Source organism: Streptomyces sp. NPDC058371 (genome assembly GCF_042723265.1).
Classification (GTDB): domain Bacteria; phylum Actinomycetota; class Actinomycetes; order Streptomycetales; family Streptomycetaceae; genus Streptomyces.
In genome coordinates this window covers 460,706-477,712 of record NZ_JBHXJC010000004.1, presented here as the reverse complement: position 1 = coordinate 477,712, position 17,007 = coordinate 460,706, and the positions used below count along the sequence as shown (strand labels likewise).

General features: G+C 69.8%; 14 protein-coding genes. 9 read left to right on the top strand and 5 right to left on the bottom strand.

Annotated features, from left to right (window positions below):
• The first annotated feature begins 113 nt into the window (after positions 1-113).
• The 4 genes from ACFWM2_RS16905 to ACFWM2_RS16890 all read left to right on the top strand — a co-directional run bounded on the left by ACFWM2_RS16905 (position 114) and on the right by ACFWM2_RS16890 (position 6,558).
• Positions 114-851 carry a response regulator transcription factor gene (locus ACFWM2_RS16905; protein WP_266454356.1) on the top strand — a complete coding sequence of 246 codons (738 nt, stop codon included), beginning with the start codon at positions 114-116 and terminating at the stop codon, positions 849-851.
• Positions 852-888: 37 nt separating this feature from the next.
• On the top strand, positions 889-1,989 hold the full coding sequence (locus ACFWM2_RS16900; protein WP_383279510.1) for an ATP-binding protein: 1,101 nt from the start codon (positions 889-891) through the stop codon (positions 1,987-1,989).
• A gap of 280 nt (positions 1,990-2,269) precedes the next feature.
• Positions 2,270-6,139 carry a multifunctional oxoglutarate decarboxylase/oxoglutarate dehydrogenase thiamine pyrophosphate-binding subunit/dihydrolipoyllysine-residue succinyltransferase subunit gene (locus tag ACFWM2_RS16895; protein WP_383279507.1) on the top strand — a complete coding sequence of 1,290 codons (3,870 nt, stop codon included), beginning with the start codon at positions 2,270-2,272 and terminating at the stop codon, positions 6,137-6,139.
• A gap of 233 nt (positions 6,140-6,372) precedes the next feature.
• Complete coding sequence (locus tag ACFWM2_RS16890) at positions 6,373-6,558, top strand: DUF6104 family protein (RefSeq protein ID WP_351218853.1); 186 nt, start codon at positions 6,373-6,375, stop codon at positions 6,556-6,558.
• A 93-nt stretch (positions 6,559-6,651) separates the two neighbouring features.
• Here the strand turns inward: ACFWM2_RS16890 and ACFWM2_RS16885 are convergent, their stop codons facing one another.
• Complete coding sequence (locus tag ACFWM2_RS16885) at positions 6,652-7,482, bottom strand: hypothetical protein (protein WP_383279504.1); 831 nt, start codon at positions 7,480-7,482, stop codon at positions 6,652-6,654.
• A gap of 158 nt (positions 7,483-7,640) precedes the next feature.
• Between ACFWM2_RS16885 and ACFWM2_RS16880 the strand changes: the two genes are divergently transcribed.
• Both ACFWM2_RS16880 and ACFWM2_RS16875 read left to right on the top strand, forming a co-directional pair.
• Positions 7,641-8,546, top strand: coding sequence for a DUF4097 domain-containing protein (locus tag ACFWM2_RS16880; RefSeq protein ID WP_383279501.1), 906 nt, complete (start codon positions 7,641-7,643; stop codon positions 8,544-8,546).
• 1 nt (position 8,547) lies between these two features.
• Positions 8,548-9,654: a helix-turn-helix transcriptional regulator gene (locus ACFWM2_RS16875; RefSeq protein WP_383279498.1), complete on the top strand. Its 1,107-nt coding sequence runs from the start codon at positions 8,548-8,550 to the stop codon at positions 9,652-9,654.
• Between the two features lie 540 nt (positions 9,655-10,194).
• On the opposite strand, the gene ACFWM2_RS16870 is transcribed toward ACFWM2_RS16875, so the two are convergent.
• From ACFWM2_RS16870 to ACFWM2_RS16855, 4 genes are all read right to left on the bottom strand, one after another.
• On the bottom strand, positions 10,195-10,758 hold the full coding sequence (locus tag ACFWM2_RS16870) for a Clp protease N-terminal domain-containing protein (protein ID WP_383279495.1): 564 nt from the start codon (positions 10,756-10,758) through the stop codon (positions 10,195-10,197).
• Positions 10,758-10,967: a helix-turn-helix domain-containing protein gene (locus ACFWM2_RS16865; protein WP_148010429.1), complete on the bottom strand. Its 210-nt coding sequence runs from the start codon at positions 10,965-10,967 to the stop codon at positions 10,758-10,760. Before ACFWM2_RS16865 ends, ACFWM2_RS16870 begins: the two co-directional genes overlap by 1 nt.
• A gap of 167 nt (positions 10,968-11,134) precedes the next feature.
• Positions 11,135-12,100, bottom strand: a complete 966-nt coding sequence (locus tag ACFWM2_RS16860; protein ID WP_383279492.1) for a zinc-binding dehydrogenase — start codon at positions 12,098-12,100, stop codon at positions 11,135-11,137.
• 378 nt (positions 12,101-12,478) lie between these two features.
• On the bottom strand, positions 12,479-13,702 hold the full coding sequence (locus ACFWM2_RS16855; RefSeq protein ID WP_383279489.1) for an NADP-dependent malic enzyme: 1,224 nt from the start codon (positions 13,700-13,702) through the stop codon (positions 12,479-12,481).
• Between the two features lie 540 nt (positions 13,703-14,242).
• On the opposite strand from ACFWM2_RS16855, the gene ACFWM2_RS16850 reads away from it, so the two are divergent.
• Genes ACFWM2_RS16850 through ACFWM2_RS16840 form a run of 3 tightly spaced genes read left to right on the top strand, consistent with a single transcriptional unit; the run spans position 14,243 to position 16,956 of the window.
• On the top strand, positions 14,243-15,196 hold the full coding sequence (locus tag ACFWM2_RS16850) for an ABC transporter substrate-binding protein (protein ID WP_383279486.1): 954 nt from the start codon (positions 14,243-14,245) through the stop codon (positions 15,194-15,196).
• Between the two features lie 33 nt (positions 15,197-15,229).
• On the top strand, positions 15,230-16,168 hold the full coding sequence (locus tag ACFWM2_RS16845; RefSeq protein WP_383279483.1) for an amino acid ABC transporter permease: 939 nt from the start codon (positions 15,230-15,232) through the stop codon (positions 16,166-16,168).
• Positions 16,165-16,956: an amino acid ABC transporter ATP-binding protein gene (locus ACFWM2_RS16840; protein WP_383279480.1), complete on the top strand. Its 792-nt coding sequence runs from the start codon at positions 16,165-16,167 to the stop codon at positions 16,954-16,956. Before ACFWM2_RS16845 ends, ACFWM2_RS16840 begins: the two co-directional genes overlap by 4 nt.
• Positions 16,957-17,007: the final 51 nt, after the last annotated feature.

Below are 17,007 nucleotides of genomic sequence, written 5' to 3'. Positions count from 1 at the left end.
CCGATCAATGGTGCCTGCCCGTACTCTGCTTCCCTGACGCGGATCATTCAAGCGTCAAGCGCAGTCATGGGATCACCCCACGGATTCCGGAAAGCACACCTCAGGGGCGGGCGATGGAGCAGACACACACCTCCCAGAACGGCGCGGCGGCGACTCCCGGCGCTCAGCGACGGGTCCTGGTCGTCGAGGACGACCCGACGATCGTCGACGCCATCGCGGCCCGCCTGCGCGCCGAGGGATTCCTGGTGCAAACAGCGGGCGACGGTCCGGCCGCCGTCGACACCGCCGAGGCCTGGCAGCCCGACCTGCTGATCCTCGACATCATGCTGCCCGGCTTCGACGGTCTGGAGGTCTGCCGCCGCGTGCAGGCCCAGCGCCCGGTGCCGGTGCTGATGCTCACCGCGCGCGACGACGAGACCGACATGCTGGTCGGACTCGGCGTCGGCGCCGACGACTACATGACGAAACCGTTCTCCATGCGGGAGCTGGCCGCCCGCGTGCACGTCCTGCTGCGCCGGGTGGAGCGTGCCGTGGTGGCCGCCTCGACGCCGCGCAGCGGCATCCTGCGGCTCGGCGAGCTGGAGATCGACCACGCGCAGCGCCGGGTGCGGGTCCGCTCCGAGGACGTGCACCTGACACCCACCGAGTTCGACCTCCTGGTCTGCCTGGCGAACACCCCGCGTGCGGTGCTCTCGCGCGAGCAGTTGCTGGCCGAGGTCTGGGACTGGGCGGACGCGTCCGGCACCCGGACCGTGGACAGTCACATCAAGGCGCTGCGCCGGAAGATCGGCGCCGAGCGGATCCGTACGGTCCACGGCGTGGGCTACGCGCTGGAGACCCCGACTCCCTGAGCCGGGGCTGTGGGGACCTCTTGAGGGGGCTGCTGTGATGAGCGGGTTCGGGGAGCGCAAGAACGCGGGTCCCTGGGGCGGCCTGCGCCCCTTCTCGATCAAGACGAAGCTCGGCACGCTGGTCGTCGTCGCGGTCTTCATCACCACGGGTCTGCTGATGATCGCGGTGCGCACCGAGACCGAGGTGCGCTTCATCACCGTCTTCTCGATGATCGCCACACTGCTGATAACGCAGTTCGTGGCGCATTCGCTCACCGCGCCCCTGGACGAGATGAACACCGTCGCCCGGTCCATCTCCCACGGCGACTACACGCGCCGCGTCAGCGAGGGCCGCCGGGACGAACTCGGCGACCTGGCCCAGACGATCAACCTGATGGCGGACGAGCTGGAGGCCCAGGACCGCCAGCGCAAGGAGCTCGTGGCGAACGTCTCGCACGAGCTGCGCACCCCCATCGCCGGCCTCCGCGCGGTCCTGGAGAACGTCGTGGACGGCGTGTCCGCGGCCGACCCCGAGACGATGCGTACGGCCCTGAAGCAGACGGAGCGCCTGGGCCGGCTCGTCGAGACGCTCCTGGACCTGTCCCGGCTCGACAACGGCGTCGTGCCGCTGAAGCGGCGCCGCTTCGAGGTCTGGCCCTATCTGTCCGGCGTCCTGAAGGAGGCCAACATGGTCTCCTCCGCACGCGCGGGCATCGCCTCGGGCTCCGGGAGCCACACGCGTACGGACGTCCATCTGCACCTCGACGTGTCCCCGCCCGAGCTGACCGCGCACGCGGACCCGGAGCGGATCCACCAGGTCGTCGCCAACCTCATCGACAACGCGGTCAAGCACAGCCCGCCGCACGGCCGCGTGACGGTGCGGGCGCGCCGGGGTCCGTCCCCGGAGTCGCTGGACCTGGAAGTGCTGGACGAGGGTCCGGGCATTCCGAAGTCGGAGTGGCACCGGGTCTTCGAGCGGTTCAACCGCGGCGGCGTCCCCGCGCCGCACGGACCGGGCAGCGACGGCGGTACGGGCCTGGGGCTCGCCATCGCCCGCTGGGCGGTCGATCTGCACGGCGGCCGGATCGGAGTGGCCGAATCCCAGCGGGGCTGCCGGATCCAGGTCACTCTTCCAGGCCTGCCTTCACTGCCGAGTTGACGTAGGGTTCGAAGTGGAGCCACAAGATCCATGAACGTCCGCACTGACGGACACGTGTGATCAGGGAGAGGCCCGCGCCTGCTGGGCCGTGGGGTCAGGTCGACGCACCCGTTCCGCATCGGAACCTCGCTTGTTTCCCGCCATTTCAGCCCCCGAAACACGCTTTCCGATGTGACTTACGCGACGATGACCGGCCCGGTCATACCTTCACGGTCTGGGAGGCGTAGCCTTTATTCCCGCTGTCCATCACCTTGTGAAGCGGAAGAGGGCGGTTGCCGCCGTGTCGCCACAGTCCCCCAGTAACTCGAGCTCCCCCAGCCTTCGGCCGGGAGGTGCCCCCACGACCGATGACCAAGCCGGGAAGAACCCCGCTGCTGCGTTCGGTCCCAATGAGTGGCTCGTCGACGAGATCTATCAGCAGTACCTCCAGGACCCGAATTCGGTAGACCGAGCCTGGTGGGACTTCTTCGCCGACTACAAGCCGGGCGGCGCGGCCGCCCCGGCTCCGTCGGGTACTGCGGCCGCGGGGGCCGCAGGTACCGCCACAGCGGCTCCTGCCACGCCCGCAGCACCGGCCCAGGCCGCACCGGCGGCGCCTGCCGCACCGGCCCAGGCCGCTCCGGTCCAGCCCGCTCCGGTCCAGGCCGCACCCGCCGCACCCGCGGCGCCGAAGCCCGCGGCTGCCGCACCGGCTCCGGCCAAGGCCGCCGCCCCGGCTCCCGCGAAGGCCGCTCCGGCCGCCGCGAAGCCGAAGGCCGCCGCGCCCGCCGCCGAGGCCCCCGAAGGCCCCGAGTACGTGACGCTGCGCGGTCCGGCCGGTGCCGTCGCGAAGAACATGAACGCCTCGCTGGAACTGCCCACGGCCACGTCCGTGCGCGCCGTCCCGGTGAAGCTGCTCTTCGACAACCGCATCGTCATCAACAACCACCTGAAGCGCGCCCGGGGCGGGAAGATCTCCTTCACCCACCTCATCGGCTACGCGATGGTGCAGGCCATCAAGGCCATGCCGTCGATGAACTACTCCTTCGCGGAGAAGGACGGCAAGCCGACGCTGGTCAAGCCGGCGCACGTCAACTTCGGCCTCGCCATCGACCTGGTGAAGCCGAACGGAGACCGCCAGCTGGTCGTCGCCGGCATCAAGAAGGCCGAGACGCTGAACTTCTTCGAGTTCTGGCAGGCCTACGAAGACATCGTCCGCCGGGCCCGTGACGGCAAGCTGACGATGGACGACTTCACCGGTGTGACGGTCTCGCTGACCAACCCCGGCGGCCTCGGCACCGTCCACTCGGTCCCGCGTCTGATGCCCGGCCAGTCGGTCATCATGGGCGTCGGCTCGATGGACTACCCGGCGGAGTTCCAGGGCACCTCCCAGGACACCCTGAACAAGCTCGGCATCTCGAAGGTCATGACGCTCACGTCGACCTACGACCACCGGGTCATCCAGGGCGCCGCGTCCGGCGAGTTCCTGCGGATCGTCGCGAACCTGCTGCTCGGCGAGAACGGCTTCTTCGACGAGATCTTCGAGGCGCTGCGCATCCCCTACGAGCCGGTCCGCTGGCTCAAGGACATCGACGCCTCGCACGACGACGACGTCACGAAGGCCGCCCGCGTCTTCGAGCTGATCCACTCCTACCGGGTCCGCGGCCACGTCATGGCCGACACCGACCCGCTGGAGTACCGCCAGCGCAAGCACCCCGACCTGGACATCACCGAGCACGGTCTGACGCTCTGGGACCTGGAGCGCGAGTTCGCCGTCGGCGGCTTCGCGGGCAAGTCCCTGATGAAGCTGCGCGACATCCTCGGTGTGCTGCGCGACTCGTACTGCCGCACCACCGGCGTCGAGTTCATGCACATCCAGGACCCGAAGCAGCGCAAGTGGATCCAGGACCGCATCGAGCGCTCGCACACCAAGCCGGAGCGCGAGGAGCAGCTGCGCATCCTGCGCCGGCTGAACGCGGCGGAGGCCTTCGAGACCTTCCTGCAGACGAAGTACGTGGGCCAGAAGCGCTTCTCGCTGGAGGGCGGCGAGTCCGTCATCCCGCTGCTGGACGCGGTGCTCGACTCTGCGGCGGAGTCCCGCCTGGACGAGGTCGTCATCGGCATGGCCCACCGCGGCCGGCTGAACGTCCTCGCCAACATCGTCGGCAAGTCGTACGCGCAGATCTTCCGCGAGTTCGAGGGCAACCTCGACCCGAAGTCGATGCACGGCTCCGGTGACGTCAAGTACCACCTGGGCGCCGAGGGCACCTTCACCGGTCTCGACGGCGAGCAGATCAAGGTCTCGCTGGCCGCCAACCCCTCGCACCTGGAGGCGGTCGACCCGATCCTCGAGGGCATCGCCCGCGCCAAGCAGGACATCATCAACAAGGGCGGCACGGACTTCACGGTCCTGCCGGTCGCCCTGCACGGTGACGCGGCCTTCGCCGGCCAGGGCGTCGTGGCCGAGACGCTCAACATGTCGCAGCTGCGCGGCTACCGCACCGGCGGCACGGTCCACGTCGTCATCAACAACCAGGTCGGCTTCACCGCCGCCCCGGAGTCCTCGCGCTCCTCGATGTACGCCACCGACGTGGCCCGCATGATCGAGGCGCCGATCTTCCACGTGAACGGCGACGACCCCGAGGCCGTCGTCCGCGTCGCTCGGCTGGCCTTCGAGTTCCGCCAGGCGTTCAACAAGGACGTCGTCATCGACCTCATCTGCTACCGCCGCCGCGGTCACAACGAGTCGGACAACCCGGCGTTCACGCAGCCGCTGATGTACGACCTGATCGACAAGAAGCGCTCGGTGCGCAAGCTCTACACCGAGTCCCTCATCGGTCGCGGCGACATCACGCTGGAAGAGGCCGAGCAGGCGCTGCAGGACTACCAGGGCCAGCTGGAGAAGGTCTTCACGGAGGTCCGTGAGGCGACGTCGCAGCCGGGCGAGGCGCCCGTCTCCGACCCGCAGGCCCAGTTCCCGGTCGCCGTGAACACCGCGGTCTCCGCGGAGGTCGTCAAGCGCATCGCCGAGTCCCAGGTCAACATCCCCGACCGGGTCACCGTCCACCCGCGTCTGCTGCCCCAGCTGCAGCGCCGCGCGGCGATGGTCGAGGACGGCACGATCGACTGGGGCATGGGCGAGACGCTCGCGATCGGCTCCCTGCTCCTGGAGGGCACCCCGGTGCGCCTCTCGGGCCAGGACTCCCGCCGCGGCACGTTCGGCCAGCGTCACGCGGTCCTCATCGACCGTGAGACGGGCGAGGACTTCACGCCGCTGCTGTACCTCTCCGAGGACCAGGCGCGCTACAACTGCTACGACTCGCTGCTCTCCGAGTACGCCGCGATGGGCTTCGAGTACGGCTACTCGCTGGCCCGTCCCGAGTCGCTGGTCATGTGGGAGGCGCAGTTCGGCGACTTCGTCAACGGCGCCCAGACGGTCGTCGACGAGTTCATCTCCTCGGCCGAGCAGAAGTGGGGCCAGACGTCCGGCGTCACCCTGCTGCTCCCGCACGGCTACGAGGGCCAGGGCCCCGACCACTCGTCGGCCCGCCCGGAGCGCTTCCTCCAGCTGTGCGCGCAGAACAACATGACGGTCGCCATGCCGACCCTGCCGTCGAACTACTTCCACCTCCTGCGGTGGCAGGTGCACAACCCGCACCACAAGCCGCTGGTGGTCTTCACGCCGAAGTCGATGCTGCGCCTCAAGGCGGCGGCCTCGAAGGCGGAGGAGTTCACGACGGGTCAGTTCCGTCCGGTCATCGGCGACGCGTCCGCCGACCCGGCCGCGGTCCGCAAGGTCGTCTTCTGCGCCGGCAAGGTCTACTACGACCTGGAGGCCGAGCGCACCAAGCGCGGCGTCACGGACACGGCCATCATCCGCATCGAGCGCCTGTACCCCCTCCCGGGTGCGGAGCTCCAGGCGGAGATCGCCAAGTACCCGAACGCCGAGAAGTACCTGTGGGCCCAGGAGGAGCCGGCGAACCAGGGCGCGTGGCCCTTCATCGCCCTCAACCTGATCGACCACCTGGACCTGGCGGTCGGCGCGGACGTCCCGCACGGCGAGCGCCTGCGCCGCATCTCCCGCCCGCACGGGTCCTCCCCGGCGGTCGGCTCGGCAAAGCGCCACCAGGCCGAGCAGGAGCAGCTGGTACGGGAGGTGTTCGAGGCGTGAGCCTCTGAGCACCGCTGAGAGGCTCACGCCTCTCGGCCCAGCCCGATGGATCAAGGGGCCGGCCCCATCGCCTTGTCGAGGCGGTGGGGCCGGTTCCGTTGTCCGGTACGGGATCCCGGCCGGTACGGGGTGGTCCGGTACGGGTTCCGGGCGGGTGCACCGCCGGGCACCGGGCCGCATAACCTGGAGGGGTACGACCCGTGGCCGGCAGGCCCAGCCCCAGGAGAGCATCCGTGTACTTCACCGACCGTGGCATCGAGGAACTGGCGAAGCGGCGCGGCGAGGAAGAGGTCACTTTCGAGTGGCTTGCCGAGCAGCTGCGTACGTTCGTCGATCTCAATCCGGACTTCGAGGTGCCCGTCGAGCGGCTCGCGACCTGGCTGGCGCGGCTGGACGACGACGAGGACGAGGACGAGTAGGGCGACGAGCAGGGCTTCGCCTCCGGTGCGAGCAGGGCTTCGCCTCCGGGTGAGCGGCCGCGCGCGCGAGGCGGCCCCTGCGGTCGGCGGGTCTCAGTCGAAGGCGCGTACCCGGTCGTACGCGAATCCCAGGGCTCCGTGGGTCATGAGCAGCGCGCCCGCCGCGATCCAGCCCATGTTGCGGCGGCGTACTCCGTAGAGCGTGACGGGCAGGCCCGTGGCCAGCTGGGCCGTGGCCAGGGCGCGGGCCTTCGGACCGCGGATCCAGGGGCCGGGACCGCCGCCCTCGACGACGCCGAGCTGTGTGCGGACGGCCTCGCGGCGACCGGACCAGGAGACCGGGCGGGCGTCGGGCAGCTCCCGGACGGCGTCCAGGAGTTGGTCGGCGGGGACACCCGGGGCCAGGACTGCCGGGAGGGCCATCCCCGCGCGCGTGAGGACGGCGAGCAGTCCGCGCAGCCGGGCCCGGGCGTCGGCCGCGGAGTCGGGTTTCGTCAGCTGCTCCAGGTCCTGCATGTCCAGCACGGGATCGAGGCCGAGGCGCGCGGCGAAGGTGCGCATCGCCTCGTCCTCGCCGACCGGTGTGCCGTTCGCGAGCCATTCGTAGCCGACGGTGCGGCGGAATCCGGAGGCGAGGGTGCAACCGCTGCGGTCGGCGTCCCACCACAGGGCCAGTACGGGCCAGGGGGCGCCGACGGCGAGGGCGGCGGCCCAGCCGGTCAGGACGCGATCGACCGGTTCGTCGCCGTGCAGCCATGGCCTGCCCTCGGGGACGAGCACGCTCCAGTCGTCGCCCGCGCCGGTGAGCACCATCCCTTCGCGCAGCAGCTGAGCTGCGGAGCCGACGGCTTCGGGATGCGCCCGGCACAGGAGCAGTGCGCCGGCGGCGGCCGAGTCGGGGGGTTCGTCGCGGAGGGTCGGCATGGTCATACGTTAGGGCGACTTCGTCGCCACCTGCCCCTTTTGTCAGCACGCGTATCACCGGATCGAGTGTCTTGACTTTCCGTATCCGCGATATATCGTGTTCATTGGAAGACGCGATATGGCGCGTCGTGTCCCGTCCGGCCGAGGAGGTCTGCCCCATGCCCGAGTGGTCCGTCGCAGAAGCGAGGAAGCTGACCTTCGACACCCCCGTGACGGCACTCCACGTGCGCATCGTCAACGGAACGGTGAACGTCGTGGGCACCGACGAGAGTTCCGCCCGCCTGGAAGTCTCCGAACTCGAAGGGCCACCCCTGGTGGTGACCCAGAAGAACGGCACGCTGACCGTCGCGTACGAGGACCTGCCCTGGAAGGGCTTCCTCAAGTGGCTCGACCGCAAGGGCTGGCGCCGCAGCGCGGTCGTCTCGCTGGCCGTCCCGGCGAGCACCCGGATCGAGGTGGGCGTGGTCGGCGCGGCGGCCGTGGTCTCCGGGACGGACGAGCGGGTCGAGGTGAAGGGGGTCACCGGCGACACGACGCTCGTCCGCGTCTCGGGGCCCGTCCGCGTGGACACGGTGTCCGGGAATCTGGAGGCCCAGGCCGTCACCGGCGACCTCCGCTTCCACTCCGTCTCCGGCGATCTGACCGTCGTCGAGGGCTCGGGCTCCTCCGTGCGGGCCGAGTCGGTGAGCGGCTCGATGATCGTGGACCTCGACGCCACGGGCGCCCCCACCGACGTCCAGTTGTCGAACGTCTCGGGTGAGATCGCCATCCGCCTGCCCCACCCGGCGGACGCGGAGGTGGAGGCGAACACCGCGTCCGGCACGGTCTCCAGCGCTTTCGAGGATCTCCGGGTCGGCGGCCAGTGGGGCGCGAAGAAGATCACCGGCCGGCTCGGCGCGGGCAACGGCAAGCTGAAGGCCATGACCGTATCCGGCTCCATCGCCCTGTTGCGGCGGCCTCCGGCGGAGGAGGAAGCGCCGTCCGACGGCCCGGTCGGGTCCTCGGCGCGCGGACCGGCCGACGGCCCGACCGGTGCCGCCCCGACCGACAAGAAGGTGCTCTGAGATGCCCCCCGTCTTCGCCCATGGCCGCCTGCGGCTCTATCTGCTGAAGCTGCTCGACGAGGCGCCGCGCCACGGGTACGAGGTGATCCGGCTCCTGGAGGAGCGCTTCCAGGGGCTGTACGCGCCCTCGGCCGGCACCGTCTACCCGCGGCTGGCCAAGCTGGAGACCGAGGGACTGGTCACGCACACCACCGAGGGCGGCCGCAAGGTGTACGCGATCACCGACGCGGGCCGTGCCGAACTGGCCGACCGCAGCGGTGAGCTGGCCGACCTGGAGCTGGAGATCCGCGAGTCGGTCGCCGAGCTCGCCGCCGAGATCCGCGCCGATGTACGGGGCGCGGCGGGCGACTTGCGGCGCGAGATGCGGGCGGCCGCCGTGGAGGCCCAGCGGGGTTCCACGGGCGGCACCGGATCCGCGGCGCACGACGGCCCGGCGGACGGTGCCGGCAGCTTCGGCGAGAAGGAGTCCTGGCGGATCGCCAAGGAGGAGATGCGGCGCGCCAAGCAGGAGTGGAAGGAGCAGGCCCGGCGCGCGAAGGACGAGAGCCGGCGGGCCCGCGACGAGGCCCAGCGGGCCCGGCGCCAGGCCAAGGAGGCGCAGGAGAGGGCGCGCGCCCAGGCCCAGGAAGAGATGCAGCGCATGGCCAAGCGGGTCCAGGAGCAGGTCCAGGACCACTTCGCGCGCGGCGACTGGCCGACGGGTGTGCGGGAGGGGCTGAGCGAACTCGCCAAGGAATTCGGCGAGTTCGGGAAGGACTTCGGTAAGGACTTCAGCAAGGGACTCGGCAAGGACTTCGGCTTCGGTCGTACGGGGGCGACCACGGAGCCGGCGGCGGAGCACGAGTACGGGGCCGGGGCCGGGGCGGAGCCCGAGTACACGGTCACTCGTGAGGACTTCCCCGCGGCGTACGAACCGTCCTGGGCCCACGAGGACTCGACCGGCGACCCCAGCCGCGATCTCGACCGCCTCCTGGACCGCTTCCGCGACGACATCCGCGACACGGCCCGCGACCACGGGGTGACCGAGGAGCAGCTCCGCGAGACCCGCCGCCACTTGTCGACTGCCGCGGCGCACATCGGGGCGGCCCTGCGCACCCCGAAGCCCTGACGGCCACTTGACGGGTCCGGCGCCTCCCGGGGGGAGCGCCGTTGCTCTTCACCGGGCGGGGTCGCGCTTCCCGGGCACGGTTGGCCTTGGCGGGTGCGGTTGCCCTTCCCGGGCACGGTTGGTCTTCCCAGGCGCCGTTGGCCAACTCCCGCACGGTTGGCCTTCCCAGGCACGGTTTCCCTTGCCAGGCGCGGTTGGCTCCCGGGGCGCCGTTGCCCTTCCCGGGCATGGTTGGCCTTGCCAGGCGCGGTTGGCCTCCCGGGGCGCCGTTGCCCTTCCCCAGCACGGTTGGCCAACCCAGGCGCCCTCGCCCTTCGAGGCGCCTTCGCCCCTCGAGGCGCCGTTGGCCTTCCAGACGCCGCTGGCCGCCCTGCCTGTGGCCGAGGACGGACGAACCCTTCGGGTGACAGGGCCTCAGGGCCCCGTCGGCCGCGGGTCGATACCCTCTCCGCCCCGCCCCTGCCCCGAATTCACCCCGCCTTCGGCGCGCCCCCGCCCCGCCCCGGATTCACCCCGCCTTCGCCGCGCCCCCGCCCGCATTCACCCCGCCTTCGCCGCGCCCCCGCCCCACAGCACCCGCCGCACGCCGTCGTACGTCACCCCGTGATCGGCGAGCACCTCGGCGGGGACGCCGGGGCGGGCCGTGAGGGCGAGCAGAAGGTGCTCGTCGCCGATGTGGCGGTCGTGGTGGGCGACGGCGATCCGGAGGGACTCGGTGAGGAGATCCTTGGCTCCCCGGGAGAAGGGGCGGCGCCCGGACCACCGGCCGACGTCCTTCCGCCCGCCCGCCAACGCCCCGGCGCCATGGGCCTCTTCGACCCGGGAGACGATCTCGGTGAGGTCGATGCCGAGCCCGGAGAGGGCGTCCGCGTCGGCCCGGGAGAGTCCTCCCCGGCGACGTGCCTCGGCCAGCGCCCCGGCGACGGAGTCGCGACGGTCGGCCGGCCCGAGCGAGGCCAGCGCGAAGGAACCACGGCTCCCCTCCCGGTCGAGAAGGGCGAGCAGCATGTGCGCCTCCTCGACCCGGTCCTCCCCCGACCGCTCGCGGTGCTCGACCGCGCCCATGACCACGGCGCGGGCATCCTTGGTGAAGCGCTCGAACATCACTGCCTCCCGTACTTCTTGTGCACGGCTTGTCTGCTGACACCGAGTTCCGCGGCGATCTCCTGCCACGACCACCCCTGGTGGCGCGCACTGCGCACCTGCACGGCTTCCAGCTGCTCCAGCAGCCTCCGCAGCGCGGAGACCGCCCGCAGCCCGATCCGCGGATCGCGGTCACCCGCCCGCTCGGCGAGATCCGTAGCTTCGGTCATGACGTCAACGTACGTTGACATCGACTCCACGTCAACCCTGGTTGACACATCAGGGTGCGGACGCGCGAACGGCGGGCCCGGTGAACCGAGCCCGCCGCACACGAAGAAGCAGACCGCCGAGGAAGCGGACAGCCGGAGAAGCGGACAGCCGGAGATCCAGGCAGCCGTCAGCCCGTCGTCAGCACGATCTTTCCGAACTGGTCACCCGACTCGATCCGTTCGAAGCCCTCCCGGGCGCGGTCGAGGGGCAGCACCTCGTCGATGACAGGTCGTACACCGGTCGCGGCGCAGAAGGACAGCAGGTCCTCCAGCTCGTCCTTGGTGCCCATCGTGGAGCCGACGATCTTGAGCTCGAGGAAGAAGATCCGGGTCAGTTCGGCGTGCGAGGGGCGGTCGCCGCTGGTGGCGCCGGAGATGACCAGAGTGCCGCCGGGCCGCAGGGACTTGACCGAGTGCGACCAGGTGGCCGCGCCCACCGTCTCGATGACGGCATCCACACGCTGCGGCAGCCGCGCGCCGGGCTCCAGGGCTTCCACGGCGCCGAGTTCGACGGCCCGCTTGCGCTTGGCCTCGTCACGGCTGGTGGCGAAGACCCGCAGACCGGCGGCCTTGCCCAGCACGATCGCGGCGGTCGCGACACCGCCACCGGCGCCCTGCACGAGGACGGAGTCGCCGGGTCGTACACCCGCGTTGGTGAAGAGCATGCGGTACGCCGTGAGCCAGGCCGTCGGCAGGCACGCGGCCTCTTCGAAGGAGAGCTCCCTCGGCTTGGGCAGGACGTTCCACGTCGGTACGGAGACCTGCTCGGCGAAGGTGCCCTGGTAGCGCTCGGTGAGGATGGAGCGGGGTTCGTCCGGGCCGACGCCGTGGCCGGTCTGGCCGATGACGGAGTGCAGGACGACTTCGTTGCCCGCCTCGTCGACGCCCGCGGCGTCGCAGCCGAGGATCATCGGGAGCTTCTCCTCGGCGAGTCCGACTCCGCGCAGGGACCACAGGTCGTGGTGGTTGAGGGAGGCGGCCCGGACGTTCACGGTCGTCCAGCCCGGCCTCCCCTCGGGGGCCGGGCGCTCCCCCAACTCCAGACCGTTGAGCGGCTGGTCACGGTCGATTCGGGCGGCGTAGGCAGCGAACATGACCTTGACGATAGGCTCCGCCCTTCCCCGACGGAACCACGTCCCCGTGTGACACGCGTCCCGTACCTGGGGGCTCCGTCCCCAGACCCCCGCATCGCGCTGACGCGCGCTCGTGCCCAAACCCCGGACGGGCTGAAAGCTCCCCCGCCCGGGACGAAAAGAGCTCACCGCCCGCAGGCAAAGAGTCGCGGGGGCACGATCCAGCCCCTCCGGCGTTTGAGGAGCGGGGTCCGGGGTGGAGCCCCAGGTACGGGACGGGTAGGGGCGGCCGGGGCGAAAACACTCACTCGGACGACCCCCCGGGTAAAAACTCGGCGGACCCCCGGAGCAAAAAATGGCCCCGCCGGAGAATCCCGGCGGGGCCACGGAGCCAAGGGCTCAGCGACGAGCCACACCCTCCGCCCGAGCGGCCGCGGCCACCGCCGCGGTCACCGCGGGAGCGACCCGCTCATCGAACGGCGAGGGGATCACGTAATCCGCGGCAAGGTCGTCCCCGACCACCGCGGCCAGCGCCTCGGCCGCCGCGATCTTCATCGTCTCCGTGATCCGGGAGGCCCGGACCTGGAGCGCACCGGCGAAGATGCCGGGGAAGGCCAGCACGTTGTTGATCTGGTTAGGGAAGTCGGAGCGCCCGGTCGCGACCACGGCCGCGTACTTGTGGGCGATCTCCGGGTGCACCTCGGGGTCCGGGTTGGCCATGGCGAACACGAATGCGCCCTCGGCCATGGAAGCCACCGCGGGCTCCGGCACCGTACCGCCGGAGACGCCGATGAAGACGTCCGCGCCGGCCAGCGCCGATTCCAGCGAACCCGAGATGCCCGCCTTGTTGGTGATCTCGGCGAGCTCCCGCTTGACCGGCGTCAGGTCGTCCCGGTCCCGGGACACGACGCCCTTGCGGTCCGCGACGGCGACATCGCCGAGGCCCGCCTCCAGCAGGAACTTGGCGATGGCGACTCCGGCCGCACCCGCGCCCGAGATCACCGCGCGCAGCTCGCCCAGCGACCGTCCGGTCAGCCGCGCGGCGTTGCGCAGGGCCGCCAGCGTGACGACGGCGGTCCCGTGCTGGTCGTCGTGGAACACCGGGATGTCGAGGCGCTCCTGGAGCTGCCGCTCGATCTCGAAGCACCGCGGTGCCGAGATGTCCTCGAGGTTCACCCCGCCGAACGACGGCGCCAGCCGGACCACGGTCTCGACGATCTCGTCGACGTCCGTGCAGGCGAGCGCGATCGGCACCGCGTCGACCCCGCCGAACTGCTTGAACAGGATCGCCTTGCCCTCCATCACGGGGAGCGAGGCCTCCGGGCCGATGTCACCGAGTCCGAGCACGGCCGTACCGTCGGTGACGACGGCGACGACGGACGACTTCCACGTGTAGTCGTGCACCAGTTCCGGCTGCTCGGCGATGGCGCTGCACACCTTCGCGACGCCGGGCGTGTACGCCAGGGACAGGTCGTCCTTGTCACGGACGGGCACGGTGGCCTGCACGGCCATCTTGCCGCCACGATGCAGCGCGAATGCCGGGTCGAAGGAATCGAGGGGCTCCGCCCCGCCGTCCTGATCCGTACTGCTGTCGCTGCGAGGATTGACGATCTCCGCTGCCACTTTGTTTTACCCCTTAAGTCTTCAAGGTTTGAGGGTGACCACTCCTGGTTGAGGGGTGGGCGGGCACCGCGCAGGCCCTGCCGCCGTGGTTGCGTACGGGCGACTACGCGACGGGCGCGCCGCACACGCGCCCTGAGCCCCGGATGAGGGGTGTAAGGATCCTTCTTACCGGACGGACCGTGCCGGGGACGAGTCCATAACGCGAAGGTCACATACCGGAGCCCTGACTCATCACCGGATCTGCAGACACGTCCCCGAATGATCCACAAGCGCCGCAACTGCGCAGAAGCGGCCGCTCGCATGGCGAGATACACCGAAGATCTTGCGGCCGGAACGAGGGATTCCCGCACAAGGTCCGGCCTTGATGTACCGGCATGGTGCGGTTCGGGGGTCACCCGTTATCCGATTTTGACATAGCTGGTCACCTGAATGGCTAAGTCCGAATGGCAAGATGCCGTCATCACGCGAGGTCGCGACACCCGAAGGTGTGTGTTCTCGTCGACCCATCGGCAACTCCCTCATCCGCCGGAGGAACCCACCATGACCGCAAGCACCACCCGTCGTACCCCCGCCGCTCAGTCCCGGATAGCAGCGGTCGGTGCGATCGCGGTCGCCGGCGCCCTGCTGCTCACCGGCTGCGGTGACCAGACCAAGGACTCGGGCTCGGACAACACGAAGACGAGCTCCGCCCCGCTGGCGGACAAGCTCCCCCAGGCCATCCGGGACAAGGGCGTCATCAAGGTCGGCTCGGACATCGCGTACGCGCCGGTCGAGTTCAAGGACAGCTCCGGCAAGACCGTGGGCATCGACCCCGACCTCGCGGACGCCCTGGGCAAGCAGCTCGGCGTGAAGTTCCAGTTCGAGAACGGCACGTTCGACACCCTGCTGACCGGTCTGCGCTCGAAGCGCTACGACATGGCGATGTCGGCCATGACGGACACCAAGGACCGTCAGGAGGGCATCGACTCCGACACCGGAAAGAAGGTCGGCGAGGGCGTCGACTTCGTCGACTACTTCACCGCGGGCGTCTCGATCTACACGCTCAAGGGCAAGACCGAGGGCATCAAGAACTGGTCCGACCTGTGCGGCAAGAAGATCGTGCTGCAGCGTGGCACGGTCTCCGAGGACCTTGCCAAGGCCGAGTCCAAGAAGTGCACCGGTGGCAAGAAGATCGCCATCGAGGCCTACGACAACGACCAGCAGGCCCAGACCCGGCTGCGGGCCGGTGGCGCCGACGCCGGTTCCTCCGACTTCCCGGTGGCCGCGTACGCGGTGAAGACCTCGGGCGGCGGCAAGGACTTCGAGATCGTCGGCGACCAGGTCGAGGCCGCGCCGTACGGCATCGCCGTCGCCAAGTCCAACACCCAGCTGCGGGACGCCCTGCAGGCCGCGCTGGAGGCCATCATCAAGGACGGCTCGTACGACAAGGTCATCTCCAAGTGGGGTGTCGAGGCAGGCGCGGTCAAGACGGCCAAGATCAACGGCGGCAAGTGACCGCGACCACAGCGGCGCTGAAAGGCAACATCCGTGACTGCTGACATCGACAAGACGACGGAACCCGCGGACACCCCCCCGTCCGGACCGGAAGCCATCAAGGCCATCCCGGTCCGGCACTACGGGCGCTATGTCTCCGCCGTCATCGCGATCGCGATCCTGGTCTCGATCATCTACGCGTTCGGCCAGGGCAAGATCAACTGGCATGCCGTACCGGACTACTTCTTCGATCACCGCATCCTCACGGGCGTCGGCAAGACGCTCCTGCTGACGGTGCTGTCGATGCTGATCGGCATCGTCGGCGGCATCATGCTGGCCGTGATGCGGCTGTCGAAGAACCCGGTGACGTCGTCCATCGCCTGGTTCTACATCTGGTTCTTCCGCGGCACCCCGGTCCTGGTCCAGCTCATCCTCTGGTTCAACCTGGGCCTGGTCTTCGAGTACATCAACCTCGGTCCGATCTACAAGGACTACTGGTCGAGCTTCATGACGCCGCTGCTGACGGCGCTCCTGGGCCTTGGCCTGAACGAGGCCGCGTACATGGCGGAGATCTGCCGCGCCGGTCTGCTCTCGGTCGACGAGGGCCAGACCGAGGCCTCACACGCCCTGGGCATGAGCCACAGCAAGACCCTGCGCCGGATCGTGATCCCACAGGCGATGCGCGTGATCGTGCCGCCCACGGGCAACGAGGTCATCAACATGCTGAAGACCACCTCGCTGGTGTCGGTGGTCCAGTATCCGGAACTCCTGCGCTACGCCCAGGACATCGGGCAGACCTCCGGTGCACCGGTGGAGATGCTCTTCCTGGCCGCCGCCTGGTACCTGATCATGACCTCGGTCCTCAGCATCGGGCAGTACTACGTCGAGCGGTACTACGCCCGCGGCTCCAGCCGTAGTCTGCCGAACACACCGTTCCAGAAGATCAAGGCCAACATGCTGTCGCTGGGCCGTCCGAGGGGAGGCACGGCATGACCGCCAACGTGACCAAGGCGGACGCCACCACGCCGATGGTGAAGTCCGAGGGCGTCCACAAGTCCTTCGGCGCCGTGGAAGTCCTCAAGGGCATCGACCTGGAGGTGAAGTCCGGCGAGGTCTTCTGCCTCATCGGCCCCTCCGGCTCCGGCAAGTCGACCTTCCTGCGGTGCATCAACCACCTGGAGAAGGTCAACGCCGGGCGCCTGTACGTCGACGGGGAGCTGGTCGGCTATCGCCAGAAGGGCGACAAGCTGTACGAGCTCAAGGACAGCGAAGTCGCCCTGAAGCGCCGGGACATCGGCATGGTCTTCCAGCGCTTCAACCTGTTCCCGCACATGACCGCCCTGGAGAACGTGATCGAGGCGCCGGTCCAGGTCAAGGGCGTCAGCCGGGCCCAGGCGCGGGAACGCGCGGGTCAGCTGCTGGAGCGCGTGGGCCTCGCCGACAAGGCGAAGAGCTACCCCTCGCAGCTCTCCGGCGGCCAGCAGCAGCGGGTCGCGATCGCCCGTGCACTGGCGATGGACCCGAAGCTGATGCTCTTCGACGAGCCGACCTCGGCGCTCGACCCGGAGCTGGTCGGTGACGTCCTCGACGTCATGCGCGACCTCGCCGAGTCCGGCATGACCATGATCGTCGTCACGCACGAGATGGGCTTCGCGCGCGAGGTGGGCGACTCACTGGTGTTCATGGACGGCGGCGTGGTGGTCGAGGCCGGCAACCCCCGCGACGTACTGACCAATCCGCAGCACGAGCGGACGCAGTCGTTCCTGTCCAAGGTGCTCTGACCTGTCCAGGGTGCACTGACGGTTCTCCGCGAAAGGGCGGTACGGGATCCC